The sequence below is a fragment of the Wenzhouxiangella sp. 15190 genome (assembly GCF_003417465.1).
GTDB lineage: Bacteria > Pseudomonadota > Gammaproteobacteria > Xanthomonadales > Wenzhouxiangellaceae > Wenzhouxiangella.
In genome coordinates this window covers 1-24,701 of the sequence record NZ_QVMV01000011.1, presented here as the reverse complement: position 1 = coordinate 24,701, position 24,701 = coordinate 1, and the positions used below count along the sequence as shown (strand labels likewise).

At 61.6% G+C, this 24,701-nt stretch carries 19 protein-coding genes; 6 read left to right on the top strand and 13 right to left on the bottom strand.

All coding sequences use genetic code 11. The annotated features are described in order from the left end of the window. Positions 1 to 27: 27 nt before the first annotated feature. From DZK26_RS02990 to DZK26_RS02980, 3 genes are read right to left on the bottom strand one after another with little or no spacing between them, the layout of a single operon-like run. Complete coding sequence (locus DZK26_RS02990; protein ID WP_116898155.1) at positions 28 to 462, bottom strand: DUF4399 domain-containing protein; 435 nt, start codon at positions 460 to 462, stop codon at positions 28 to 30. A gap of 20 nt (positions 463 to 482) precedes the next feature. Continuing rightward, positions 483 to 1,460 (bottom strand): malate dehydrogenase, encoded by a 978-nt coding sequence (locus tag DZK26_RS02985; RefSeq protein WP_116898156.1) that lies wholly within the window; start codon positions 1,458 to 1,460, stop codon positions 483 to 485. A gap of 37 nt (positions 1,461 to 1,497) precedes the next feature. Continuing rightward, positions 1,498 to 3,933, bottom strand: coding sequence for an SUMF1/EgtB/PvdO family nonheme iron enzyme (locus DZK26_RS02980; RefSeq protein WP_181935606.1), 2,436 nt, complete (start codon positions 3,931 to 3,933; stop codon positions 1,498 to 1,500). Between the two features lie 115 nt (positions 3,934 to 4,048). Here DZK26_RS02980 and DZK26_RS02975 point away from each other — a divergent pair, with 115 nt between their 5' ends. Both DZK26_RS02975 and tesB read left to right on the top strand, forming a co-directional pair. Continuing rightward, positions 4,049 to 4,612 carry a hypothetical protein gene (locus DZK26_RS02975; protein WP_116898180.1) on the top strand — a complete coding sequence of 188 codons (564 nt, stop codon included), beginning with the start codon at positions 4,049 to 4,051 and terminating at the stop codon, positions 4,610 to 4,612. Positions 4,613 to 4,619: 7 nt separating this feature from the next. Beyond that, positions 4,620 to 5,492, top strand: a complete 873-nt coding sequence (tesB, locus tag DZK26_RS02970; protein ID WP_116898158.1) for an acyl-CoA thioesterase II — start codon at positions 4,620 to 4,622, stop codon at positions 5,490 to 5,492. Between the two features lie 17 nt (positions 5,493 to 5,509). Here tesB and DZK26_RS02965 read toward each other — a convergent pair whose 3' ends face one another. Then, positions 5,510 to 7,975 carry a tail fiber domain-containing protein gene (locus DZK26_RS02965; protein WP_116898159.1) on the bottom strand — a complete coding sequence of 822 codons (2,466 nt, stop codon included), beginning with the start codon at positions 7,973 to 7,975 and terminating at the stop codon, positions 5,510 to 5,512. Positions 7,976 to 8,111: 136 nt separating this feature from the next. Between DZK26_RS02965 and DZK26_RS02960 the strand changes: the two genes are divergently transcribed. Then, the gene (locus DZK26_RS02960) at positions 8,112 to 9,005 is read left to right on the top strand and encodes a hypothetical protein (RefSeq protein ID WP_116898160.1); all 894 of its coding nucleotides are present in this window, start codon (positions 8,112 to 8,114) and stop codon (positions 9,003 to 9,005) included. 40 nt (positions 9,006 to 9,045) lie between these two features. Here the strand turns inward: DZK26_RS02960 and DZK26_RS02955 are convergent, their stop codons facing one another. The 6 genes from DZK26_RS02955 to DZK26_RS02930 form a co-directional block, all read right to left on the bottom strand. Beyond that, on the bottom strand, positions 9,046 to 9,324 hold the full coding sequence (locus DZK26_RS02955; protein ID WP_147316850.1) for a hypothetical protein: 279 nt from the start codon (positions 9,322 to 9,324) through the stop codon (positions 9,046 to 9,048). 113 nt (positions 9,325 to 9,437) lie between these two features. Next, positions 9,438 to 11,027 carry an SBBP repeat-containing protein gene (locus DZK26_RS02950; RefSeq protein WP_147316849.1) on the bottom strand — a complete coding sequence of 530 codons (1,590 nt, stop codon included), beginning with the start codon at positions 11,025 to 11,027 and terminating at the stop codon, positions 9,438 to 9,440. 55 nt (positions 11,028 to 11,082) lie between these two features. Continuing rightward, positions 11,083 to 12,126, bottom strand: a complete 1,044-nt coding sequence (locus DZK26_RS02945) for a succinylglutamate desuccinylase/aspartoacylase family protein (RefSeq protein ID WP_116898163.1) — start codon at positions 12,124 to 12,126, stop codon at positions 11,083 to 11,085. Next, a complete protein-coding gene (locus tag DZK26_RS02940) occupies positions 12,123 to 13,406 on the bottom strand; it encodes an MgtC/SapB family protein (protein ID WP_220337136.1) in 1,284 nt (427 codons plus the stop codon). Before DZK26_RS02940 ends, DZK26_RS02945 begins: the two co-directional genes overlap by 4 nt. A gap of 49 nt (positions 13,407 to 13,455) precedes the next feature. After that, a complete protein-coding gene (locus DZK26_RS02935; RefSeq protein ID WP_117238626.1) occupies positions 13,456 to 15,294 on the bottom strand; it encodes a hypothetical protein in 1,839 nt (612 codons plus the stop codon). A 111-nt stretch (positions 15,295 to 15,405) separates the two neighbouring features. Then, on the bottom strand, positions 15,406 to 15,960 hold the full coding sequence (locus DZK26_RS02930; protein ID WP_116898165.1) for an ECF-type sigma factor: 555 nt from the start codon (positions 15,958 to 15,960) through the stop codon (positions 15,406 to 15,408). Positions 15,961 to 16,064: 104 nt separating this feature from the next. Between DZK26_RS02930 and DZK26_RS02925 the strand changes: the two genes are divergently transcribed. The 3 genes from DZK26_RS02925 to DZK26_RS02915 all read left to right on the top strand — a co-directional run bounded on the left by DZK26_RS02925 (position 16,065) and on the right by DZK26_RS02915 (position 21,930). Continuing rightward, positions 16,065 to 18,686 carry a serine/threonine-protein kinase gene (locus DZK26_RS02925; RefSeq protein ID WP_116898166.1) on the top strand — a complete coding sequence of 874 codons (2,622 nt, stop codon included), beginning with the start codon at positions 16,065 to 16,067 and terminating at the stop codon, positions 18,684 to 18,686. Positions 18,687 to 18,766: 80 nt separating this feature from the next. Beyond that, positions 18,767 to 20,578 (top strand): translational GTPase TypA, encoded by a 1,812-nt coding sequence (gene typA / locus DZK26_RS02920; protein ID WP_116898167.1) that lies wholly within the window; start codon positions 18,767 to 18,769, stop codon positions 20,576 to 20,578. 140 nt (positions 20,579 to 20,718) lie between these two features. Beyond that, a complete protein-coding gene (locus tag DZK26_RS02915; RefSeq protein WP_116898168.1) occupies positions 20,719 to 21,930 on the top strand; it encodes an acyl-CoA dehydrogenase family protein in 1,212 nt (403 codons plus the stop codon). Between the two features lie 239 nt (positions 21,931 to 22,169). Here the strand turns inward: DZK26_RS02915 and DZK26_RS02910 are convergent, their stop codons facing one another. The 3 genes from DZK26_RS02910 to DZK26_RS02900 form a co-directional block, all read right to left on the bottom strand. Beyond that, complete coding sequence (locus DZK26_RS02910) at positions 22,170 to 22,550, bottom strand: hypothetical protein (protein WP_116898169.1); 381 nt, start codon at positions 22,548 to 22,550, stop codon at positions 22,170 to 22,172. 136 nt (positions 22,551 to 22,686) lie between these two features. Then, entirely contained in the window at positions 22,687 to 22,998 is a 312-nt protein-coding gene (locus DZK26_RS02905; RefSeq protein WP_116898170.1) for a hypothetical protein, read from the bottom strand. Then, a complete protein-coding gene (locus tag DZK26_RS02900) occupies positions 22,995 to 24,470 on the bottom strand; it encodes a tail fiber domain-containing protein (protein WP_181918380.1) in 1,476 nt (491 codons plus the stop codon). Before DZK26_RS02900 ends, DZK26_RS02905 begins: the two co-directional genes overlap by 4 nt. Positions 24,471 to 24,701: the final 231 nt, after the last annotated feature.

The following is a 24,701-nucleotide window of genomic DNA, read 5'->3' as shown; positions in this document are numbered from 1 at the left end:
TTTCTTTTTTCATGGGATGGTTTCTTGTCACTCGACGGTGATGGTGATCTTCTCCGACTTGACGGCCGGATCGTGCGGCACGTGGCGGTGGTCGCCTAGCAGCAACTGCAGCGTGTGTTCGCCGGGCTCGAGATCGATGCTGACCTCGGTCTGGCCGCCGCCGAAGTGAACGACGTGATCGGTGGTCGGTAGCGGCCTGTCCATGGCCGGCATGTTCGACTCGTCGACATCGATCAACAGGTGATGGTGTCCCGTCTTGTCCTGGTCGATGCCGGCCGGTGCCACGCCCATGCCGTCCAGCCCGAATCGGACCGTGACCGGACTGCTCACGGTTTCTCCGTCGTCCGGTGTGATGAAATAGACCGCCGCTTCTTCCGGGGCGCTGGTGCGCTCGAGCCCCTGTGCAGTTGCCAGCAGGGGCAGGAGCAGGAAGGGCAGGGTCAGAAGCTTGAGTGCGTTCATGGCAACCTCCTCGGTTGGGTTCAGAGCAGCGATTCCACAGCCTGGCGTTCTTCGCGGAGTTCCTTGTCGGTCGCGTCGAGGCGCGCCTGCGAAAACTGGTTGATGTCCAGGCGCTGGACGATCTTCCATTGACCATCCTCGCACGTGCAGGGAAAAGAAAAGATCACGCCCGGCTCGATGCCGTAACTGCCGTCGGCGGGAACGGCCATCGAGACCCAGTCGTCGCCGTCCGTGCCCCGTACCCAGTCGCGGATGTGGTCGATGGCGCTCGAGGCCGCTGATGCCGCGCTGGAAGCGCCGCGGGCCTTGATGATCGCCGCACCACGCTGTTGCACCGTGGGAATGAAATCGTTTTCGTACCAGTCCCGGTCCACGAGATCGGTGGCCGTCTTGCCGTCGACGTTGACGTGGTGCAGGTCGGGATACTGGGTCGCGGAGTGATTGCCCCAGATCGTCATCTGCTTGATGCGGGTGTGATGCACGCCGGTCTTGCCGGCGAGCTGCGCCAGGGCCCGATTGTGGTCGAGGCGCGTCATGGCGGTGAAATTTTCCGGCGGCAGGTCCGGGGCGTTGGCCTGCGCAATAAGGGCATTGGTATTGGCCGGATTGCCGACGACCAGGACCTTGACGTCACGGCTGGCCACGGCATTGAGACTCTTGCCCTGCGGCCCGAAGATCTTGCCGTTCTCCGACAGGAGGTCGGCCCGCTCCATACCTTGTCCGCGCGGTTTGGCGCCCACCAGCAGGGCGATGTCGGTGTCCTTGAATCCCTCGTCGAGCTCGGTCGTGGTGACGATGCCGTGCAGCAGGGGCAGGGCGGCGTCCTCGAGTTCCATGGCCACACCCTTGAGCGCGTCGAGGGCCGGCGGAATCTCGATCAGCTGGAGAATGACGGGCTGGTTGGGGCCGAGCATGTCGCCAGCGGCGATGCGGAAACAGAGTTGATAGCCGATCTGGCCGGCGGCGCCGGTGATCGCGACGCGAATGGGTTCGTTCATGGAGCGCTCCTGAAAATCTGTGATTCGGGGACGGTGTTTATTCTAACGCAACGCCGTCTGTTGCTAGCCGGTAAGTGGAGTCCGTCTCCGGCGCGAGCCAGTGACCGGTCCAGTCCATGTAGGCACGGATGACTTCGGTGTAGTGTGGCGGCAGATGGCCCCAGTCGAGTACGACATGGCGTTTGTTCTCCGGTGTCGTACCGAGCAGTTCGAAGAACGGCTTCTGTGAGGTTTCGTGAGGGAAATTGAAATCGTTGACGCCGTTGATCAGCAGTACGGAAACGTCCACTCGCGGCAGGTAGTCCTGCAGCTGGACTTCCGGCGGTACGTTGTCGACCGGAATGACGCCTGCTGAAACCAGTATGGCGGTACGGAAGCGCCGATCCACGGCCAGCGCGTAGGGTGCACGGTAGCCACCGTAGCTGACGGCATGCAGGGCCAGCCGTTCGGAGTCGAGATCGTCGCGGGTTTCTATGTAGTCGACGGTTCGCCGCAGGTCTCGCACCTGGTCGACCAGCAGCATGCGCCAGGTATTGGGGCCGGACGGCGGATCGCCGGCGCGTTCGAAAGTGCCTTTGTAGACCGGATAGACGACGGCGTGGCCCGAGCGCAGGAACGGCTCGACGTGGTGCAGTCCCGCCTTCTCGCTGGAATCGAGCATCAATGCATCCCCGCCGGGGAAATGCACAATGGTCGGGTAGGGCGGAGGAGCGTTTCTGGGCAGGAAGACCCATGCGGTGATGCGTTCTCCCGGGTAGGCCGTGGTGAAGCTCACGCGCTCGCGGTACCAGTCGGAGTGGGCGCTGTCGCCGGATTCGACCCGCGCTTCGAGCGGCAGTGGATCGTAGTCGAACTGCCGGGCATAGATGGCGAAGGTGTCGTCGTCGACCGGCTCGGGCACGGTAAAGCTGCCGGCATCGACATCAGCCGCCAGTGTTGCATCGAGCGGATCGTCCTGGCGCATCAGTCGCAATCCGGTACCTGGGCCGCGGTCGTAGGGGTCACGGGCCTCGGGATCGCGAAAGCGGTAGCCCTGCTCCATCCACGACCCGCCCGCGAGGTGGCGCAGCGATTCCGCCGGGTTCAGACACCATTCGGCCACGTTACCCGCCATGTCGAGCGTACCGTAGGGTCCGAGTCCGTCCAGCGCGCCAATGGCCACGGTGCCCCGGCCATTGAAATTGCTCGAGAGCAGGATGTCGGAGAAGTTGGAGACCTGGGCGGTTCCGAGCCCGGCGGCGCGCCGCCAGTGGAGCACCGTCGGCAACTGCTTGCCGGCCCAGCGGGCGTAGGCCATGGCCTCGAACCAGCTCACGCCCTCGACCGGGTGATCGGCCTTGCCGTCCGGCCAGGTGCCCATCGCCCAGGTGGCCGGTCCCGGTACGCCGGTGGTGTCGACGAAATCCGCAACCAGCTGTTCGAAAGGCGACTCGTCTCCGCCGGATTCCAACAGCTCGGTCCAAAGGGCCTGATCCCGGTAGCCGCCGGCCTCGACGAACTCGCGGTAGGCGCGATTGCTGACTTCGTGCCGGTCGATCCAGAATGCCGGCAACGCCACGCGTTGGTCCCGGTAGGCCAGCGGCCCGGCTGGCACGTGCACCATGTCCTGGGGTACTTCGTCGTCCGGGTGCAGGTAGAACGGTTCGGCGACGGGAAGGACGCTGGGTGCGATCTCGATGGCCCGATACCCTGGAAGACTGACGCGATAACGCATTTGGGCCAGTGGCAGGTGGACGTCCTCGAGCGGCGTCGTGCCGAGTTCGATCCAGTCACTGTCGGATGCCCGGTAGCCGCGCACGCTGACGGTCGCGCCTTCGGGCACGCTGGTCAGCGATACCGGCAGGCTGATATCGCGCCAGAGCTGCTCGAGCTGGATGTCGTTCGGGACACGGGCGCGGGCATCCCGGGCCAGCACCCAGGCCGCCGCCAGGTCTGTTTCGAGCAATTCACGGATTTCCGGAATCAGGGTGCCGTGCAGCCAATTGCGTTGCGAGGCCTGGTGCCACCACAGGCTCGACAGCCCGACTAGCGCTACCACTGCGAGGCCCAGTGCGATGACGGTTGATCGGGCGGGCCGGGTTCGGTGGCTGGCCTGAGTTTTGGACGGTGTCGCATGCGCCTGGGAATCTTCGGCCGATGCCGACTTCTGCCGTAGCTTGTCGTCGATTTGCTCGACCGGGCAGATGATGCGATAGCCGCGCCGGTGCAGGGTTTCGATAAAGCGCGGCTCCCTGGCGCTGTCGCCCAGCGCCTGGCGCAATTCACTGACGGCCTGCGGGAGTACGTTGGGCGAAAGCGCCGTGCGGCCCCAGGCCTCGTCGAGCAGGGTGTCGCGGTCGAGCAGTTCGGGTGCGTGCTCGAGCAGTACTTCGAGCAGGCGGAAGGTTTGTCGACGCAGCGTCACCGGTCCGTCCGGACCGACCACGGTCCCGGTCAGGGAATCTAGGGTGAAGCTGCCAAAGCGATAACGCATGATCGCCATATATAGCGAACTGTTAAGCGCGGGGCAAGTGAGTTGTACGTGGCGCCGCGCATCGACGCCCGGCATTCGCTATAGTGCGTTTTGTTCACGCCCAATGGAAACCATCATGCAGAAACGCTTTCTGATCGCCACCGGAGTGCTCTTGCCACTTCTCGTCCAGGCCGGTCCTGTCGATGAATACTGGTCGAGCCTCGAGGATCTGTGCGGACAGGCATTCGAAGGCCGGCTGGTCGAATCGCCCGAGGGCGAGGACGGCTTTGTGGGAAAGCGCCTGGTCATGCACGTCCGTGAATGCAGCGATGAGGTGATTCGCATTCCCTTCATGGTCGGCGAGGATCGCTCGCGCACCTGGGTGTTGACCCGCAAGGACGACCGCATCGAACTCAAGCACGACCACCGGCACGAGGACGGCTCGGAAGACGAAGTGACGATGTACGGGGGCAGCGCGACTAATGCCGGCCGCGCCACCGAGCAGTACTTTCCGGCCGACGAGGAAACGCGCCAGACCATCGAGGCGGCTTTCTCCAACGTCTGGGTGATGCGCGTTCATCCCGGCGAGACCTTTACCTATGGCCTCTGGCGCCTGGGCACGCCCCGCGTGTTCCAGATCGATTTCGATCTGAGCGAGCCGGTCGAGCCGCCGCCGGCGCCCTGGGGCTGGGAGGACTGAAACGCCCATGAACGAAGCGCTTTCGGAAGTCATCGGCCTGCTCGACCTCGAGCGGCTGGAAGACAACCTGTTTCGTGGTGAAAGCCGCGACATCGGTGCGCCACAGGTTTTCGGCGGGCAAATTCTGGGCCAGGCGCTGTCGGCGGCGCACTGTACCGTCGAGGGGCGTAGCCCGCATTCGCTGCACGCCTATTTCCTGCGTCCGGGAGATTTCAATCAGCCGGTCGTCTACCAGGTCGAGCGCTCGCGTGACGGCGGCAGCTATTCCAATCGCCGCGTCGTGGCGGTTCAGCACGGACGGCCGATTCTCAATCTGGCGGCCTCGTTCCACGCCGACGAGGAGGGCTTCGATCACCAGGTCGAGATGCCCGAGGTGCCCGGCCCGAAAGGCCTGTCAAAGAGCATCGATATTCACGACTCGATTATCGACAAGGTGCCCGAGAAGATGCGCCGCCTGCTCGCACACCGCCCACCGCTTGAGTTCCGCCCGGTCGAGCCGCCCAAATTCATGGACCCGCAGCCGCGGCCGCCGCGCAAGCATGTCTGGATGCGCGCCTGGGATGCGCTGCCGGACGATCCGGAACTGCACCGCAACTTGCTGACCTACGTCTCGGACTACGAACTGCTGGGCACCGCCACACTACCGCACGATCTGGATTTCAGCAGCCGACCGGTGCAGATGGCCAGCATCGACCATGCGCTGTGGTTCCACCGGCCTTTCCGGGTCGACGAGTGGCTGCTGTACGCCTGCGACAGCCCGACCAGCCACGGCGGGCGTGGCTTTACGCGCGGGCAGTTTTTTACGCAGTCAGGCGAACTGGTCGCCTCGACCGCCCAGGAGGGCGTGATCCGGCCTTGGGATCCTTCCAAGCGTAAATAGGCGTTTCGGCCCGATCGTCAGCGACCATCGGTGACCGATCGGTCGTTCAGCATCAGCGCTTCCAGGTCGGTGAGGCGATTCTCCAGATCGGCTCGTCTGGCGTGATCAGCACGGAGGCGCTCGTTTTCCGCCTCCAATGATTCCAAACGAACTGCAAGACGCTCAATGCTTGCATCCCTCTCGGCAATTGCCGAGCGCAGCTCACTCTGTTGCCGGGCGAGCTCCCGAATCGACTCAACGGTCAATGCCTCGAACCCAACCAGGCTTACTTGCTTGAATCCGTTACTGCCTTCCCGAACCCACTCGGGAAAAACTGTTTCGACATCCTGTGCGATGAAGCCCATTCGCGTCTGGTCGGTTTTCAGAATCGGTTCTTTAGTATCCTCGATGTACTCGAACATAATGCCCTTCAGTGAAAGAAGGCGACCGAGAGGTTGATCGATAGGCTCGATGTCTTTCTTCAGTCGGAGGTCAGAGAAAGTCGCCCAGGACCCATTGGAGTTGACGGTGGTGCCGTCAGACTCGATGCGCATCTGCTCCTGCGGCAGGCCGGATCCCCCACGCACGTAGAAGCTCATGCGCGCGCGTGTGTCGCCGACCGTGTCGTTCTCCTTGACATTGAGAATGCGACCCCAGCGTCGGCGGATATTACCGTCGTGGCCCAGGAAGGCGATCCCCGCACCGGTACCTTCCGCACCGCTGGTTTCGAAGCTTTCGACCAGGAGCTGGGCCTGTGCATCCACGTCGGGCGAGGAGCCCATGATGTGCAGGTTGCTCTCAGGAGCATTTTCATTAATACCTACGCCGCCTGATGCCCGTATGAGAAACTGTTTCTCGGCAGTCGATTCAAAGTCACCTCCCAGTCCACCGCTCCACACGAACGTTCCATCGTGCAAGGCTTTTGCCCGATTGCCGGCAGCGAAACTGCGAGATCCATCAGCTACATTGTCGTTGCCCCCAGGTATTGTTGACCTGTTGCCGCTTGCGATATTTTCGAAACCACCGGAAACTGTGGAGAAGCTTCCGCTTGCATGGTTTCTGATGCCACCGGCGACCGTTGCGTAGTTCGATGTGGCCAGGTTGGGGTAAGTTTCAGCGCCACCTGCAAGGACCGCAGCTCCAGCTCCGTCAGCGACATTGTCAGGATGGCCAATCTCTATTTCCGGTCCAGCCAATGTGGTTCGCCGTAGATCGACTTGCAGATTCCCAAGTGTATAGCCGATTCCATTGTAGTGTTCGGTCCATACTCCCAGGGAACTGTCGCAGTCGGCGAGAACTCCATCGACAGACTTGCATACTGGCACTGAGGATTCTGATGCAAACTGGCCGACCCTAGTCAGCCCATCGATATCGAGACTTGCCATAGGTGCATTGGTGTTGATGCCAACTCCGCCCCCGGCGCGGATCAAGAATTGATCCGGAGCTGTGCTGGTAAAATCGTCCTGCTGAAAATCCGCCCAGACAAAGGCGCCATCGTGCTCTGCCTTGGCGCGGTTTCCAGCGGCGAGACTGTAATTACCAGCAGCAAGATTGAAGGCGCCACCAGGTATTGTTGCCTTTTCGCCGCTTGCCTCGTTGGCAAATCCACCTGCTATCGTCGATGTGTGTCCATTGGCGCTGTTGTTATTTCCACCTCCTACTGTGGCGTTGGGCCCGACAGCCATGTTTAGAAAACCGCCAGCAATCGTTGAACCACCGCCACTGGCTTCGTTGTTGAATCCTCCTCCGATTACACTGCTTGCGGCGGTTATGGTATTTAGACGTCCACCACCAATTGCCGATCTTGTAGAGTGAACGGTATTATCGATACCACCATTGATGACGCTCCAGTGAGCGTCGGCGGAAATTATGTTTGGATGATCCGTTCCCTGGATCACTGCGCCGCCGCCTAAAATGCTGGAGCCAACAGCACTGCTGTTGATTGTATTTCCGGTCCAGCCACCAACCAGATTTGGCCCAGTGGCATCTACACCGGTTGGCAGGTTCACGATGGGGTTGATTTTCAAGGCACGTTGGTTATTTACGCGCAACTCGAGGGCTATGGTGTCCGATGTGCCGAGATAGTCTGTACCAGGATCAATTCCTTCATTGCCGCCGAGTTTCCAGACTCCGGATGGGCTTGAGAAATTAAGCGCCCGGACCGCAACCGGTGCCGCGGTTAGGCGTTGTCGGGGATGTAGGGTGTCCGTGCCAACAGTGACCTCGATCCATACTGGCTGCTCGTAGACGGCGCCGAAATCCAGGTCGGCCTGGAACAGGCCGTCGCTGATATCCACATCGTTGACTGAAATTGGACCGGCCACGGAATTGCCGACATTTGGATCATTCGGATCGAAATCATCGAATAATTCGAAGGTCAGATCGGCTTGGCCGTCGAAGGGCTGACCGTTGTTCTGTAGCTGCCCCTGATAGGTGATGGTCGTATCGGCAAGCGCCAGGGCGCTCATCCCCAGAAGAATCGCGCAGAGCGTGGATCGAAGCATAGTCGCGGATTGAGTGTGTGTCTGGGGCCCTATACGAGTAATCTGGGAAAACGCGCCAAATCCGTAAACGTGGCGGAGAGTGCGGGTGGTTCTCGTAGTTGTACACAGGCTTGCTTCCAACCGAAGGAGACACCAAATGAATCTGGCCGTCCTGAAACTTCCAATATTCCTGCTGCTGCTGGCTTCGTTGGGTCTGCCCTGTCTGGCAAAAGGCCCGACAGAGGATCAGTGCGAAGACTTCGAGCCGGTGCTCGAGACCGATGTAGCCGAACTGGGGGAGATCCGCATTCACCGGGGACCATACGATCTCGAAGGCGCGCGGCTGGTCGGCTGTATCCGCAACACCGGGGACGAAGCCCTCGACGGCGCCGGGCTGATGTTCAATCAGATTCAGTCGCGTGGGGGCGGCGGCGGAACCACTGCACTGTTGTTCGAATCACTGCAGCCGGGGCAAGCGGGAGGCTTCGTGTCTCATGCATTTCGCCCGGATCGGGAACGGCTGAAAGAGTGGGGGATTAACGGAATCGAGCTGCGCGCGCTGCAGTTGCGCGATGGAATGGAGCTGGCCGAACACGCATTTTCCGATCAGTTGGAACTCGACTATCCGATCCGGGAATTGCCTGACAGCGATCTGCGGCAGGTCTGTACTGCGCTTTCGTCGGCAGTTCCGGACGGCAAGGTCACGCTCGAGAAACTGCGGATGATCGAGGCAACGGGCGGCGAGGTCCGGGTCGCCGGCTGTATCGTCAACGGGGGTGATGAAGTGCTGGCCGATGATCGGCAAAACGGCGTTCGTATCGAGTATTCCGGCGAGCCGGGCGAGGACTACGATGGCACCATGCATTGGGGTGGTTCAGGGCAGCTGAACCTGCCCGGAGCGCTTGAGCCGGGCTCGGCAGACCTCTTTGTGGCTGATTTCGAGGTGGAGGGCAAGATCGCCCGGGTCGAGATCCGGTTGACCGAGCGTGTCGATCACGATGGCTTCTATCAGTACGAGGCGGTCGAGCCGGCGTACGCGGTCGAGCGGTAACGTACGGTGGGCCACGACCGCCGTGGCCCGGCGCAAAGCGTCAGGAACCTTCCTGCTCGAAACGGTCCCGGAACAGGATATCGCCGAGTTCCTCGAGGAGATCGGCCCAGAAGCCGCCGGTGAGTTTCCACTGACCGCCGCTGAGTTCGCGCGGTTCGGTGGCCTCCCACTGGCCGATGGTGCCCTTCAGCTCCCAGTCGCCGCCGGTACTCTCCATCGTGCCGCCGGAAGCAATGGTCCAGCGAGTGATTTCATAGTCCTGCGCAGCAGCGGGTGCAGCGAGGGCAGTCAGAAGCAGGATCATTGCGAGCTGTTTCATCATTGAGGCTCCCGAAAAAATTCGTTTCCACGCCATATTACGATAAATTCACTAAATTCGTGTCACAACCCCCGAAAATCCGCCGTTCGGACGGTGGCGGGAAGTCGGCGGCTTTATTCTTCAAAGCCATCCTCGAAAATGACGTACTCCAGAAATACGGACGCATGCTTTGAGACATAAGCGTCGGGGGTCAATCCGCTTGCCGTGCGCTCCTCGGTGTCGGGCCCCGGATCAAAATCGACGGTTCCGAAAAATTCGCCCGCGACATAGAAATTGCCCGCGTCGTTAACGGCGATATCCCAGCCCCTATTGGTTCCACCGTCGGGCCCCGCCAAGGCGCCGGCCCATACGAACTCACCATCCATGTTCAGAATTTGCAGGAAAATGTCGGCGGAACACGATTGTTCTTCCTCTTGATCGGTGCAAACCCAGGTCAGTTCGTGTGTGTCCCCGCCGGGATCAAAGTCCACGGTCCCCTGGAACTCGCCGGTCGTGTAGACGTTGCCGGTATCGTCGACAGCGATGGCATAGCCGTAGGAGTTGCGGGCCCAATGGCTGACCATATCACCCATGCCGTGTGCCCAGAGCAAATCGCCGTTGGTGTCCAGCTTGACCACAAAGATGCCTTCGCCTGCGAATTCACCGCCGCCAGAGGTCAAAAGGTAGGTGCCATCGCCAGGATCAAAATCGACGGTATCGTCAAATCTTCCGGTCACGTGGACGTTGCCGGTCCCGTCGACTGCAATGCCTTCTCCATTGTTGAAACCATCACCTGTAAACTTCCCGGCCCACACAAACTCGCCATTGGTATCAAGCTTTTGCACAAAGGTATCTGAGGAGTCGGGATCTGATGTAAGCGGATGGCTGTTGCTCCCTGGATCGAAATCAAGGTTCCCTCTGAATGATCCTGTGGTGTACACATTGCCCGCATCGTCCACGGCAATTCCGATTCCCTCGTTAGATTCATCGCTGACCATGGCGCGTGCCCAGACGAAATTTCCGTCTGAATCGAGTTTGTGAACGAAGATATCGTCCCTTTCTCCTGAGGTAAGGTGAAAGGAGTCGGGTCCGGGGTCGAAATCGACTGTGCCATTGAATTTGCCCGTGGTCAGCAGGTTGCCATTGCTGTCTACGCTGCTGTCGTTGACAAAGTCCGATCCATCACTGCCATGCATGGCCCTTGCCCAAATGAAATTGCCGTCGGGATCGAATTTCAGGGCAAAAATATCAGGGCTTGTCCCCGATGCTGCCTGAAATGTAGCTTCTTCCGGTCCGGGATCGAAATCCACCGTCCCGCGAAATTCCCCGGTAACGTAAACATTTCCTTCGCCATCGACGCCGATACCGCGACCCGTGTCGTCATATTCGCCTCCCAATGAATATCCCCAGGCCAGCTCGCCGTTTGTATCCAGCTTCAATATGAAAATGTCTTCAACTCCCTCCGAGGTGAGCCACGTTATGCCATCGCCTGGATCGAAGTCTCCGCTGCCGTGGAAGCCACCCGTTACATATGAATTGCCGGCATCGTCCGTTGCAATCGCGTAAGCCCTGTCAATGGCGTTGCCGCCCAGCTGGCCGACCCAGGACAGTGTTCCTGGATCTTCGGCCAGCGCGCAGGATACCGCTGCGATCTGGGCGGTGAATGCGGCCAGAAATAGATTAGTCGCGCGCTGTTGCATGGCTGAATTGTCCGGAAATTTCAAGAATGCCTGTCCCCTTCTACGTAAAGCCGGCCGCAAACCGCCAGCCGTTGAAGGCTCAGCTCTGTTCACCGTAGGGAAAATCCTCCGCTTCGAGCGTTTCGGTGTAGTCACCGACGCGTTCGTGGGCGATGTCGGTTCGGTAGAAGCGGGCGATATGACAGATGGCGTCGCCTTCGTTCACCAGCGGCAAATTCAATCGCCCGATAACGATGCCCGACCAGGGCGAATGGACCTCGATTTCCTCTTCGCCGAAGGGGTCGGAGACTACGCCCAGTACGGTCTCGTTGCGAGTCACGCGGTTGCCCAAGGCTACGTAGGCGCGGAACAGGCCGCTTTGCGGTGCGCGCACCCAGCTGCTCGAGCGGGCGATCACCGGCTCCGGCGGCGCCTTCTTTCGCGTTCTGGGAAGCATGCCGAGCTGGCGCATGACCCGGACGATGCCTTCCACGCCGCCGCGAATGGCGATCTCGTCGAAGCGCAGCGCCTCGCCGGCTTCGTAGAGCAGGATCGGGATGTCGTGGTCGGTGGCCGCCATGCGCAGCGAACCGTCGCGCAGCGCCGAGTTGAGGATGACGGGAGTACCGAATGCCTTTGCAAGCTGCAGAGCCTCTTCGTCGTCGAGGTTGGCCCGGATTTGCGGCAGGTTGCCGCGGTTGATCGCGCCAGTGTGCAGGTCGATGCCGTGGGTGGCCTGGCTGACAATCTCGGTCATGAACAGGTTGGCCACCCGCCCGGCCAGCGAGCCCCTTTCCGAACCGGGGAAGCTGCGGTTGAGATCGCGCCGGTCGGGAAAATAGCGCGACAGGTTGATGAAGCCGTGCAGGTTGACGATCGGAACGGCGATCAGCGTACCCCTCAGGCGTTTGAGTTGGGGCACCTTGAGCAGTCGCCGTATGATTTCGACGCCGTTGAGTTCATCGCCGTGAATGGCGGCGGAGACGAACAGCACCGGCCCGGCCTTGCTGCCGCACAGGACCTGTACGGGCATGGTCGTGGGCGAGTGGGTATAGAGTCGGCCGACTTCGAGATCGATGCTGCGCCGCTCTCCCGGCTGGATGGTCACGCCGCCGATGTGGAGGGGCTGATTGCGTTTGGTCATGCCTGGCTTCCAGTCAGATAGACGACAAGCACCGTGGACAAGGCCAGTACGGACCCGGCTGTCAGTGGCAAAAGCACCCGTAGTCCGAGGGCCCGCCCGCCGATACTCAATGCCATTGTGCCCTTGAGCAGCGAGTTGGCGGCGGCCGCGATGACGATGCCCACCGTGGCGACCTGCAGGCCGAGATCCTGCGTGCTCATGCGCGCCAGGGACAGTGTAATAGCGTCCACATCGGCCAGGCCGGAAGCGGCGGCCAGCGCCCAAAGGCCGATATCGCCGGCCCATTCGGAGAGCCCCTTACCCAGCAGCATGATGAGGGCCAGCAGGGCGCCGAAGAGCAGGGCGGATTTCAGTTCCATGGGGTTGCGCATCAGGGTGGCTTCACCGTCGTCCGGTTTCCGGGACAGGTCGCTCATCAGGTAAAACGCCACGGGTGCAAGCGTGGCGCCGAGCAGCAACAGGGCGGGCAGCCAGAGTTCCTGAAACAGCGGGGGATGGATCAATGTGGCGACCAGCAGCATCCTGCCGATCATCGAGCCGCAGGCCAGAAGCACGCCCGCGGCCAGAACCGGCGCCAGAACAGGCTGGCGCGCGCCGATGCGGGAAAAGGCCAGGGTCGTGGCCGTCGACGAGGCCATACCGCCGAACAGTCCGCCGAAAACAATACCGCGGCTTGGACCGAATACGCGGATTGCGATATACCCGAAAAACGAGATGGCGGCGATCAGCACCACCATCAGCCAGATGACGTAGGGGTTCAGGGCGTCCCACGGGCCGTAGCCCTGATTGGGGAGCATGGGTAGCAACACGACGGAAATGAGCAACAGCTTCAGCCCGGCTGTCAGCTCCCGCCGCCGCAGCACGTCGAGCAGGCCGTGCAGGCTTTCCTTGTACCCGAGAAGCAGGGCCATGACGATGGCCGCCGCGGAGGCCAGGCCAATCTCGCCCACGCCGGCCAGAACGGCCAGCAGGTAGGTGGCCAGCGCCGCCGTTTCGCTGGTGATGCCGAAATCGTGCCCGGCGCGGGTCGTGACCAGGTAGGCGGTGGCGCTGGCTATCGCAAGCCCGATGAAGACCAGGCCGATGAGCAGGTAACCGCCGTCCTGGCTCATGATGCCGACCACACCACCGACCAGCCCGATCAGGCTGTAGGTGCGCAGCCCGGCAACCCGCTGGCCTTCCTCGATTTCACGCCGCTGCCAGCCGCGCTCGATGCCGATCAGCAGGCCAATGGCTAAGGCGACGGCCAAGCGGATGAAGTCGTCCATTTCGACAGGCATGTGCCTATCTTAGCGCGGCTTAAGCCCATACTGGCCGTCCTGCTTCGAGTTAGTGTTTGGCCAGTTCGGACTGCTCCAGCAAAATGGCCTCGAGCTTGGCGATGCGTTGTTTCAGTTTGGGAGATTGCTCATGGGTTCCGACCAGGGACCGGACAGTTTCCCGGAGTTCGGCATTGCGTGAGGCCAGTCGATCCAGTTCGTGATGCAGCTTTGCATTGACTTCGTGTAGCCGGACGAGTTGTTGTCCCTGTTCCGTTACCCGGGATTCAAGCTGGTCCAGTCGAAGGTCACGCCGCTCGATCACGGACGCCGTGATTGCAGCCTGAGGCAGGCCGACCAGGGTTTTCACAAGCGCATGGGATTCCGTTCTTGCGTCTTCCAGTGCCCGGCCAACCACCTGTGGCAGCTGATTCGCAGTCAGTTCATCGGGCGGAATGCCGATACCCGTACCATCGTCCAGCCCCGAGGGAACCAGGTAATCACCGGCATTGACTGGCCCGCTAACCCGAACAGGAACCTGGCCGAGGAATGCAACCGGCACATGACCATCCCGGTCGCCGGCTTCCAGGCCCGGGTCGTTGCCGGTCATGATCGGGCGGGTCGAGACCACCATGGCCCGGTCAGCCTGTGCGGTTTGCAATGAGACTGTGTCGCCGACGACGCCGACTACGTCCGCAGGCTGTATATCTGCAGCGCCATCGGCTACGCGCAAATACTCGGCGAAATCGGCGCTGCCGCTGCTCAGCGTGATACCGCCCGAGCCGTCTCCCTCGATGGCGCCGACATTGGAACTGGCTGCCTTGAAAGTTATGAAGTTTTCGGTGGCGCCGGGCGTGGTGGCATTGGTTCTCAAACCCAGCACATTTCCCTGGCTGGTTGCCGTATTGTCGACCACCATGACGTGGTTGGCGTTGGCCGAAGATCCGGACTTGTTGCGTACTACATCAAGTTGATTTCTGGGAGAATCGGTTCCGATTCCGACTCCGCCGCCGGCCCGGATCAGGAACTGGTCCGGCCCGGTGCTGCTGAAATCCGCATCAGTAGAGTCGGCCCATAGAAACGTGCCGTTGTGTGCTTCATCGATCTTGGCATGGTGTCCGGCTGCAAAGCTGAAGTCGCCACCGGCATAGTTGTCATGACCACCCGGCACGGAACTGCTTTTGCCGCCAGCGACATTACTATTCCCTCCCGCGACCGTTGCATGAGAGTCCATGACGGCGTTTGCCTGACCTCCACCAACGGTTCCAAAATTTGCGCCACTTGCTAGATTGTAGCTGCCAAACCGCCCCCCACCGGCAATTGTGGCTCCAGAGGAGAGGGTTACTTCGTTCCTTACACTTCCTGCGATCCAATTGGGGGTAAAATATACTTGGCCGGTTTCATTCTCCCACTCTGCGGGCTCGATTCGCAGAACTCGCGAATCAGCGACGCGGATGTGCAAGGGTTCGTCGTCAGTGGTCCCAATAAAATCAAAGCCACTACTAGTGCCGGTATTGCCGCCGAGCATCCAGGCGCCGGCAGTATTTGAGACATTGAGTGCTTGAACGGCTACCGGGGCGGAGGTGAGACGTTGCCGGGGGTGCAGGGTGTCGGTGCCTACAGTGATCTCGATCCAGACCGGCTGCTGGTAGACCGCCCCGAAATCCAGTTCGACCTGGAACAAGCCGTCGCTGATGTCTACATCGTTGACTGAAATTGGACCCGCCACGGAATTCCCGACATTTGAATCATCGGGATCGAAATCGTCGAACAGCTCGAAGGTCAGATCGGCCTGACCGTCGAAGGGCTGGCCGTTGTCCTGAAGCTGGCCCTGGTATGTGATGGTTGAATTGGCGACGGCATGAACTGCGAACAGAGCTAGCAGCACCAGTACTAAGAGGTGGCGCATCGGACTCCCCGGCTATTGATGGGTTCACTTCCTTCTACGAGAACAACCGGAAAAGTCCGCCAGGATGCAAATTCACCCGCGTCGCCACAGCCTGGTTTGGAACTGACAGGCTTAGATGGAAGCCAGCTCGTGGAGCCAGGCATTGGCCTGCTGCCAGCGGCGTTGTGCGGTGCGCAGGGAAATGCCGAGGATTTTGGCTGTTTCCTCATGGGTATAGCCTGCGTAGAAGCGGCATTCGATCAGGCGAACCAAGTCGGCATTGATCTGTTCGAGGCGCCCCAGCAACTGATCGACGAACAGAATCTGCTCCGTGTGCTCCTCGATCGACTGCGGAATCTGGTCGAGATCGACCTTGATACCAGTGCGCTTGTCGGCCATGAGGCTGCGAGCTTCGTCGACAATGATCTGGCGCATGGCGCAGGCGGCAACCGCGAAGAAATGATTGCGGTCCTCGAGATCGAGTGAATTGCCGGCCTGCAGTTTGGCGTAGCTTTCGTTGACCAGGGCGGTGGTATTGAGGGTCTGATTTGGCCGCAGGCGGCTTAGCTGCTGGCGGGCGATGCTTCGCAGGTCCTCGTAGACGAGGGGCATCAAGGCATCCAGGGCCTCCTTGTTGCCCTCGCTCCATTCTTCCAGGCGGGTTGTAATAACACCGGTATTGCTCATGCGGCAGCGTTCCCCTTAACCAGCGAACTTGAGGGCTTCCCTTGAATTGAATAGTATCAATAACGGGACTTTTCAGCCATTTGTGCCGTATTGGCGGCAATGCAATGACCTCAATAGAACGGCTGCGCGAACTGGACCGCTGGCTCGAGCGGAAGCTGGCCGGTGAGCCGGACAGTATCGACGAGGATGAGGAAGCGTCCGACGAACAGGCGCGTCGGCTTCTCGCGCATGCCGGACAGCCCCTGGAAGCCCTGACGCGGTCGCCGGCGGGAGAGCCGGAGTTCGGCGCCCGGCTGGCCGCTGCGCTGGCCGAGAGCGGCCAGGCGGGGCCGGGAGAAGTCATTGGCCCCTTCCGGATCGAGCAGGCCATCGGCTCGGGCGGCATGGGCGTGGTCTATCGGGCCCGTCGGGTCAGCGGCGGGTTCGAGCAGACTGTCGCGCTCAAGGTGCTGGGCGGTGCCCGTCCGGACGAGGCGGCCGTGGGGCGGTTCGAGCGCGAACGGGATCTCCTCTCGCGACTCGAGCATCCGGGCATTGCCCGACTTATCGACGGCGGCTTGACCGCCGACGGGCGGCCCTGGTTCGCCATGGAACATATCGAAGGGCAGCCCATTGACGACTACTGCAGTCGTTACCGGCTGGGAATCCGGGCTCGCGTATCGCTGATCAGGCAGGTCTGCGAGGCGCTCGATTACGCCCATGGGCAGATGGTGCTGCATCGCGATATCAAACCGGCGAACATCCTGGTCGACGATTACGGGCGCGTGCGCCTGGTCGATTTCGGGCTGGGAGGCATACAGGCCGATCTGGCCTCGGGCGTGCAGGAAGCCACGCAACTTAGCCGGCGCTGGCTGACCCCCGAATACGCCAGCCCCGAGCAGCTCAACGGCAAGGCCATTGACGTGCGCTCCGAGGTCTATCAGCTCGGGCTGGTGCTGTATCGATTGCTGTGTGCGGAATCACCCTACGAAACTACCGGCGAGTCCCCGGCCGAATGGATCGAGGCGGTCACGCATGCCCAGCCGACCGCTCCGAGCGAGCGATGGCTCGATAAGGGACAGTTGGCCCGGGAGTTCGGCAGTACGCGCCAGGCGCTCAGGCGCCGGCTGCGCGGTGATCTCGACCAGATCGTGCTGATGGCACTGAGAAAGGAACCGGAACGCCGCTACGCGAGCGTCCGGGTCTTCGGCAACGACCTCGATAACTTTCTGGAAGGACGTCCGGTCAAGGCGCGCCCGGACGGGGTACGGTATCGGCTGGTCAAGTACGCCATACGGCATCCCTGGGGCCTGGCGGCCTCGGCGCTGGGACTGGTCATTGCGGTCAGCGCGGTTGTCCTGCATATCGATCGGCTCCAGGCCGAACGCGACCGTGCGCAGCTGGAAGCCTCGAAGGCCACGATGATCAGTGACTTTCTGGTCGGACTATTCGAGTCGGCCGACCCCGTCTATGAAGCGGGGCCGGAGCTTCCCGTGCGCGAATTGCTTGCGCGTGGCGGGCGGGAACTCGACGCGCTCGATGCCCGGCCGGCCATCCAGGCGCAAATGGCCGGCGTTCTGGCCCGGGTTTACCGTGCACTGGGCGAGTACGACCGTTCGCTTGATCTGGCCGAGCGGACCGTCGAACTGCTTCACCAGGCCCATGGCGAGCGCGACTTGCGCGTCGCCCAGGGCTATAACAACCTGGGTCAGACACTGCATCACATGGATCGTCCCGAAGAGGCCGTGGCGGCACATACGCAGGCTCTGGCCATCGTTCGCGCGCAGTCGCCGGTTCCGGAAGACGAGCTGGCCAACACCTATCACCGGCTGGGCAATGCGCGACGCAACTCCGGCAACTTCGCCGAGGCTCGTAATGCACTCCGTCAGGCCCTGTCCATCCGGCGTGAGATGGACGGCGAGCAAAGCCAGCCTGTCAGCCATATCCTGAGTGATCTGGCCATGACCAATTATCGGATCGGTGATTTCGACCGCTCACTCTCCCAGCTGCAGCGTGCCAGCCAACAGTTCGCGTCTCAGCTTGGACCGGATCATCCGGTCTCGATCAAGACCGACACACGCCTGGCCGCGGTGAAGAACCACCTGGGCGATCATGAAGGCGCAGCCGACATATTGAGTCGGCTGCTCGTGGCCACGCGCCGGATCTACGACGACCGGCACCCGGCCGTTGCCACCGCCTGGTTCGAGCTGGGCTATGCACAGTACAAGGCGGGTGACCACGCGGGCGCGGGACGGGCCTGGAATGAAAGCCTGGACATCAGGCGGGAAGTCTATGGTTCGGACCACCCCGAGGTGGCCGGCGCGCTCCAGGCCCTGGCCGCCGTTGCCAGGGAAGCAGGCGATCTCCAACGTGCCGAGAATCTGTTAAAGCAGGTCCAGGCGATCAACGAGACGCATCGCGGGCCGCGATCGAGCGCCGTGGCAGCCAACCTCAATAACCTGGGCACCATCCGCGCGGATCTTGGGCAACATAAAAGCGCCCTCGATCATTACCGACAGTCGCTGGACATCTATAGCGAAATCTATGGCGAAAATCACGCCAAGGTAGCGAGCGTTTTGCATCGCATGGGTGAGGTAAATCTTAAACTGGAGCGGGAGGAGCATGCCCGAAGACAAATCAGCCGGGCGCTGGCTATCCGGGCCGATGTGCTGCCGGCCGAGCATCCCGATCTGTTGAGCACGCAGGAATTGGCCGCGCGCCTGGAGTCAGTGGCAGCGACGAACTGACGGGAGTGATGCCGCTAGGCGGGGTCAAGCGTTTTCAAGGTATAATGGTCGGCTAAGTTTTCTACACCTACGGCCTTTTAATGAAGCTGCGCAACATCGCCATCATCGCCCACGTCGACCACGGCAAGACCACGCTGGTCGACCAGCTCCTTCGCCAGTCCGGCCAGTTCGCGGCCCACGAGCGCCTCGAAGACCGTGTCATGGACTCCGAAGACCAGGAGCGTGAGCGCGGTATCACCATCCTGTCGAAGAATACCGCCATCGACTGGCGGGGCTGGCGCATCAACATCGTCGACACGCCGGGTCACGCCGACTTCGGCGGTGAGGTCGAGCGGGTGCTGTCCATGGTCGATTCCGTACTGTTGCTGGTCGACGCCGTCGACGGGCCGATGCCGCAGACGCGATTCGTGACCCAGAAGGCGTTCGACATGGGATTCCGGCCGATCGTGGTGGTCAACAAGGTCGACCGCCCCGGCGCGCGGCCCGACTGGGTGATCAACCAGACCTTCGATCTGTTCGACAAGCTCGGCGCCACCGACGAGCAGCTCGATTTCCCGATCGTCTACGCTTCGGCGCTCAACGGTTACGCCTCGCTGGATTCCGACGTCACCGAGGGCGATCTCACGCCCCTGTACGAAACACTGATCGAACATGTTCCGGCACCGGCCGTGGATCCGGAAGGACCATTCCAGATGCAGATTTCGAGCCTGTCGTATTCGTCTTATGTCGGGCTGATCGGGGTCGGGCGGATCAAGCGCGGCCGGGTTCGCCCCAACCAGGCAGTGACCGTCATCGACCGTGAAGGCAAGAAGCGTTCGGGGCGGGTGCTCCAGGTTCTGGGTTTCAAGGGCCTCAAGCGCGAGGAGGTCGACGAAGCATCTGCCGGCGACATCATCGCCGTCTCCGGCGTCGACGACATCAGTATTTCCGACACGCTCTGCGACCCGGCCAATGTCGAGGCCATGCCCGCGCTGACCGTCGACGAGCCGACCATCCACATGACCTTCCAGGTCAATAGTTCACCGTTCGCCGGTCGCGAGGGCAAGTACCTGACCAGCCGCCAGCTGCGGGCGCGTCTCCACCAGGAAGCGACCCACAACGTGGCGCTCCAGGTCGCCGATACCAGTGATCCCGAACAGTTCGACGTCGCCGGCCGCGGCGAACTGCACCTGGCCGTTCTGATCGAGACCATGCGCCGCGAAGGCTACGAACTGGCGGTCTCGCGCCCGCGGGTGCGCAAGCGCGAGGGCGAAAACGGCGAGATCCGGGAACCCTGGGAGCAGGTCGTGCTCGACATGGAGGAGGCTTACCAGGGCGCGGTCATGCAGGCCATGGGTGAGCGCAAGGGGCAACTGGAGAACATGCAGCCCGACGGCCGGGGTCGCGTTCGTCTCGACTACATGGCACCGGCGCGCGGTCTGATCGGCTTCCAGAGCGCCTACCGCACCATGACCTCGGGCACAGGCCTGTTCTTCCGCGTATTCGACCACTGGGGCCCGGCCACCGAGCGCGTGGCCGAGCGCGCCAACGGTACGATGATCAGTATGGAAAAGGGCACGACCGTGGCCTTCGCGCTGTTCAACCTGCAGGATCGCGGCAAGCTGTTCGTCGGGCCCGGGGAAGATGTCTACGAAGGCCAGATCATCGGCCTGCATGCACGCGAAAACGACCTGGTCGTCAATCCGATGAAGGGCAAGAAACTGACCAATGTCCGTGCCGCCGGCAAGGACGACGCGGTGCAGCTGACCCCACATGTGCGCATGACGCTCGAGCAGGCGATGGAGTTCATCAACGACGACGAACTCGTCGAGGTCACGCCCGAACACATCCGCCTGCGCAAGCGTCACCTCAAGGAACACGAGCGCAAGCGGGCAGGGCGCGCGTCGGCGTAGGCGAATCAGCTACTTCGATGCTCGCGTATCGAACGCCGGAATCGCCGGTTCGTCGTAGCGGAATAACGAACCGGTGACGCCGCTTTTCAAGGGCAATCGGGTAGGATTGTGGGCTGGTTCTGCTGCTACGGGGTATTTCGATGGATTTCACGCCGACCGACAAGGGCAGGGACATTGCCCGCCGTCTGCGCCGGTTCATGCGCGAGGAAGTCGAGCCGGTCGAAATGGACTGGCAACGGCAGGTGGCGCGGCTGGATGATCCGTGGCAGGAGTTGCCGATCATCGAAGAACTCAAGCGCAAGGCACGCGCGCAGGAACTATGGAACCTGTTTCTGCCCGACGAGGAGTTGGGACAGGGCCTGTCGAATCTTGACTACGCGCCGCTGGCCGAGCGCATGGGTCGCTCGCTGATCGCGCCCGAGGTCTTCAACTGCAATGCCCCCGATACTGGCAACATGGAGGTGCTCTACCACTACGGCTCCGATGAGCAGCAGGAAGAATGGTTGAAGCCGCTGCTGGCCGGCGAAATCCGTTCGGCCTTCTGCATGACCGAGCCGGATGTGGCCTCCTCGGATGCCACCAATATGGAGGCTACGGCTGTCGTCGAAGGGGACGAGGTCGTACTCAACGGGCGCAAGTGGTGGTCGACCGGGCTGGGTCATCCCAACTGCCGGGTCGCGATTTTCATGGGACTGACCGATCCCGATGCCGATCGTCACTATCGCCACTCAATGGTTCTTGTGCCGCTGGATACGCCGGGGGTCAAGATCGAGCGCATGCTCAATGCCATGGGATTCCATGATGCACCGCTGGGTCATGGCGAGGCCAGTTTCACCGACGTACGTCTGCCAAAGTCGGCCATCATCGCCGGACCGGGCAAGGGTTTCGAGATCGCTCAGGGCCGGCTCGGGCCGGGCCGCATTCATCACTGCATGCGCCTGATCGGGCTTTCCGAGCATGCCCTGGAACTGGCCTGCAAGCGGGCCGTGTCGCGTGAGGCCTTCGGCCGGCCACTGGCCAAGCTGGGCGGCAATGCCGAGCGCATCGCCGATGCCCGGATTGCCATCGAGCAGGCCCGCCTGCTGGTGCTCAAGGCCGCGTGGAGCCTGGACCACCGGGGGATCGCGCGTTCGATGAGCGAAGTCAGCCAGATCAAGGTGGCCGTGCCGTCGATGGCGCAGCAGGTCATCGATATGGCCATGCAGCTTCACGGTGGCGCGGGCCTGAGCGACGATTTCCCGCTTGCTGCCGCCTGGACCGGTGCGCGTTCGCTGCGCATCGCCGACGGGCCGGATGAAGTGCACCGTGCTCTCGTCGCCCGGTTCGAGTTGTCGAAGTACAAGGAGGGCTGAGCCCTCCAGAAGCACCTGTCACCACCCATTCGGCTCGAAACGCGACTGGAATGCCCGACCTGCCATCAGCTGATGCCTGTGACGGAAACCGTGTGCGTTCACTGTGGCGGTGGCATCCCGGAGAAGTCGCGGCGCGAAGAACTGCTGCGCTTCGACAGGCGAAGACGAATCAAACTCACTCGCCGGCCTCAAGGCCGGGAAGCTTCCCGCAGTCCGGGGAGCTTCGCGATGTGTTTGCCTCAGCGCAGGCTTTCGTAGATTTTCTTCTGTGTATCCCGCACCGCCTGCGGATCCATCTTCAGGCGCTTGCCGACCTGGCGCGGATCGGCCTTGACCAGCTCGCCGACCGTTCGGATCCCGGCGCGCTCGAGACCCTGGATACTGCGCTCGTTGAATACGTCGGTCGGAAAGAAGACGTCCGTCGGAAACTCCCTGATCGACGTGTTGGCATCGAAGCTGGCCGACGATTGCTTTTCACGCTGCAGTCGATCGCCCCCGGGGCCCTCCTGCTGTCCGTAAGGGCTGGTTGGGGCAGCCGGGTCCTGGGCGGTTACGGTGTTCGATGCGGCTGCGAGCATGACAGCAGCGCACAGGATGAGGATGGTCTGTCGTATATTCATTTTATTGTCCTTCGTCTGTGGAAATGGCGCCATTCCGGCATTTGGACCGGCCCGGTTTGGCGGTAGATGGTCGGGATGAGCTGCAATCTTCGAGTGGCGGATATTGCTCGAATAGTTTCGGTGCGGCTTAGGAAGCTCATGGCGCCGGCTCGAACCGGTCGTCGAACAAGCGATCGGCCAGTTCTTCAAGAGTCAGCCCCCAGAGGCCGCCGGTCAGGCGCCATTCGCCGCCGGAGAGTTCACGGGCCGGCGTGGCGTCCCACTGCCCGACGGTGCCGGAGAGCTGCCAGTGGCCGTCACCCGATTGGGAAAACATTTCCCCGCCGCTGTCGATGCTCCACCAGTCGATGCAGTAGGCGTCCTCGCAGGTCTCGCCAGAAGCTGCGCCCGTCAGGGCGAGCAGCAGTAAGGCTGCCAGGAGCTGGCTTGTCGAGATGGCAGCTTTCATCGTGCTTGCTCCGCAACCTGGCGATTGTCGAGCAACAGCGCTTCGAGAATGGCAAGGCGATCGGCCAACTCCGCGTTGCGCTCGGCCAGTTGGCGCAGCTCGGCGTTTTCGTCTTCCAGCACAGCCAACCGCCCGGCAAGCTCGGCATTGCTTGCTTCCAAATCCAATACGTGATTCACCAAGCTGTCGAGCTTGCTGTTAAGCCCCTGGATTGCGGCCAGAGCAATACCTGACAAGTTCATGGCACTGACTCGCAACTCGTCCTCACCCAAGCCGAACAATGGGTGAAAATCCTGGGCCATCGGTCCTACGTGGCGAATACTCTCCTTCTGGCTCTTGTAGCTGTATTCGCTAATTGGCATTTCCATCAGGCTTTCGAGCACCTTGGCAGGATCGACTTGTTTGATCGCCATCTTTGCGTTGCGGTCACTTACGGCCTGCCAGGATGAACCGCCAGGTTCCAGGACGGCCCCTGAAAGCGGGTGGCCAATATCTTCATCAACGGCAGTTACGAAGACCACACCACCCGTGCTGCGAACGAAAAAACTGTTGTCCAATTCTATTGGGCTTCCAAAGATGGTTGTCGTAACATCGAGGCTATCAGACCAAATAAAGTTGCCATTGCCAGTGATGTCAGTATTTCGGCCAGCCGCAAAGTTGAAATCGCCGTTAACGGAGTTATTGCTGCCGCCAGCGACATAACTCGCCTCGCCATTTGCGTTGTTGTCGTTGCCGCCGCCGACAAAACTGCTCTGTCCACTGGCGGTATTGCGAAATCCTCCGCCGACAAAACTGTACGAACCGCTGGCGTTGTTGCGGCTGCCGCCGCCGACAAAACTGAAGCGGCTGCTCGCGATGTTTCTCCGGCCGCCGCCGACAAAACTGCGGGTACCATCAGCCGTGTTGGGAAGGGTTTCTGAACCACCGGTGACAAAACTGTTGCTGCCACTGGCTTGGTTGAGCACCGCACCAAACTCGCCCGAGCCAACCACATCCAGCGCCGCGCCCGGTGAGTCGGTACCGATGCCAACGTTACCCTGCGTATATACGGCATCATCCCCAACCAGCTCAAACGGCGAGGCACCTTCGGGACCTGCCGGCCCCTCGGGGCCTGCCGGGGTCATGGCGAACTGGGCCATGGGTGCGGACTTAATCGCCTGGCGGGGACTGAGCGCCTGGCCCTCTACGCTTACCTCGAGAAACAAACCTGAGCCATCAAAAACCGCGCCGAAGTCCAGCTCGGCCTGAAACAGGCCGTCGGTAACCGGTACTGCGGACAGTACGACCTCATTGCCCACCTGGGCGCCGTCGGCCAGGCTGTCGAACAGCCGGAACTCCATGCCGGAGGTGCCGGTGACCGGCCCGTTGGGGTCCTGGAGTTGGCCCTGGTAGGTGATGGTGGTATCGGCCGCTGACAGACACGGCAAGAACAGAAGAATGATGGCTGCAATCCACAGCTGCCTGGTATGCATGGGTAGCCCTCTTGAAGCTGGCATGAAAATGGCGGCCGGACCGTTGCCAGCTTTGGCGCTGGCAAGGCCGGCCGCCGTGTTGGAAGTGCTCGGAATTACAGCCCGCAGTCGGCCATGCCGGCGGTTTCGCTGATCCTGACGAGGTCGTGGGTTTGGGTGCCGTCGAGACCGGAGATTTCGGCGGTAGCCTCCTGGCAGTTCTCGAACGTGAAGGTGACCTCACCCCAGTGC

What these genes read in the sequence shown, in the direction of transcription:
- DZK26_RS02915 (WP_116898168.1), top strand. Translation starts at nt 20,719, where the DNA reads ATGGATTTCACGCCGACCGACAAGGGCAGGGACATTGCCCGCCGTCTG.
- DZK26_RS02985 (WP_116898156.1), bottom strand. Translation starts at nt 1,460, where the DNA reads ATGAACGAACCCATTCGCGTCGCGATCACCGGCGCCGCCGGCCAGATC.
- DZK26_RS02925 (WP_116898166.1), top strand. Translation starts at nt 16,065, where the DNA reads ATGACCTCAATAGAACGGCTGCGCGAACTGGACCGCTGGCTCGAGCGG.
- DZK26_RS02910 (WP_116898169.1), bottom strand. Translation starts at nt 22,550, where the DNA reads ATGAATATACGACAGACCATCCTCATCCTGTGCGCTGCTGTCATGCTC.
- DZK26_RS02900 (WP_181918380.1), bottom strand. Translation starts at nt 24,470, where the DNA reads ATGCATACCAGGCAGCTGTGGATTGCAGCCATCATTCTTCTGTTCTTG.
- DZK26_RS02980 (WP_181935606.1), bottom strand. Translation starts at nt 3,933, where the DNA reads ATGCGTTATCGCTTTGGCAGCTTCACCCTAGATTCCCTGACCGGGACC.
- DZK26_RS02960 (WP_116898160.1), top strand. Translation starts at nt 8,112, where the DNA reads ATGAATCTGGCCGTCCTGAAACTTCCAATATTCCTGCTGCTGCTGGCT.
- DZK26_RS02955 (WP_147316850.1), bottom strand. Translation starts at nt 9,324, where the DNA reads ATGAAACAGCTCGCAATGATCCTGCTTCTGACTGCCCTCGCTGCACCC.
- DZK26_RS02945 (WP_116898163.1), bottom strand. Translation starts at nt 12,126, where the DNA reads ATGACCAAACGCAATCAGCCCCTCCACATCGGCGGCGTGACCATCCAG.
- DZK26_RS02930 (WP_116898165.1), bottom strand. Translation starts at nt 15,960, where the DNA reads ATGAGCAATACCGGTGTTATTACAACCCGCCTGGAAGAATGGAGCGAG.
- typA (WP_116898167.1), top strand. Translation starts at nt 18,767, where the DNA reads ATGAAGCTGCGCAACATCGCCATCATCGCCCACGTCGACCACGGCAAG.
- DZK26_RS02975 (WP_116898180.1), top strand. Translation starts at nt 4,049, where the DNA reads ATGCAGAAACGCTTTCTGATCGCCACCGGAGTGCTCTTGCCACTTCTC.
- DZK26_RS02905 (WP_116898170.1), bottom strand. Translation starts at nt 22,998, where the DNA reads ATGAAAGCTGCCATCTCGACAAGCCAGCTCCTGGCAGCCTTACTGCTG.
- DZK26_RS02935 (WP_117238626.1), bottom strand. Translation starts at nt 15,294, where the DNA reads ATGCGCCACCTCTTAGTACTGGTGCTGCTAGCTCTGTTCGCAGTTCAT.
- DZK26_RS02940 (WP_220337136.1), bottom strand. Translation starts at nt 13,406, where the DNA reads ATGCCTGTCGAAATGGACGACTTCATCCGCTTGGCCGTCGCCTTAGCC.
- DZK26_RS02965 (WP_116898159.1), bottom strand. Translation starts at nt 7,975, where the DNA reads ATGCTTCGATCCACGCTCTGCGCGATTCTTCTGGGGATGAGCGCCCTG.
- DZK26_RS02990 (WP_116898155.1), bottom strand. Translation starts at nt 462, where the DNA reads ATGAACGCACTCAAGCTTCTGACCCTGCCCTTCCTGCTCCTGCCCCTG.
- tesB (WP_116898158.1), top strand. Translation starts at nt 4,620, where the DNA reads ATGAACGAAGCGCTTTCGGAAGTCATCGGCCTGCTCGACCTCGAGCGG.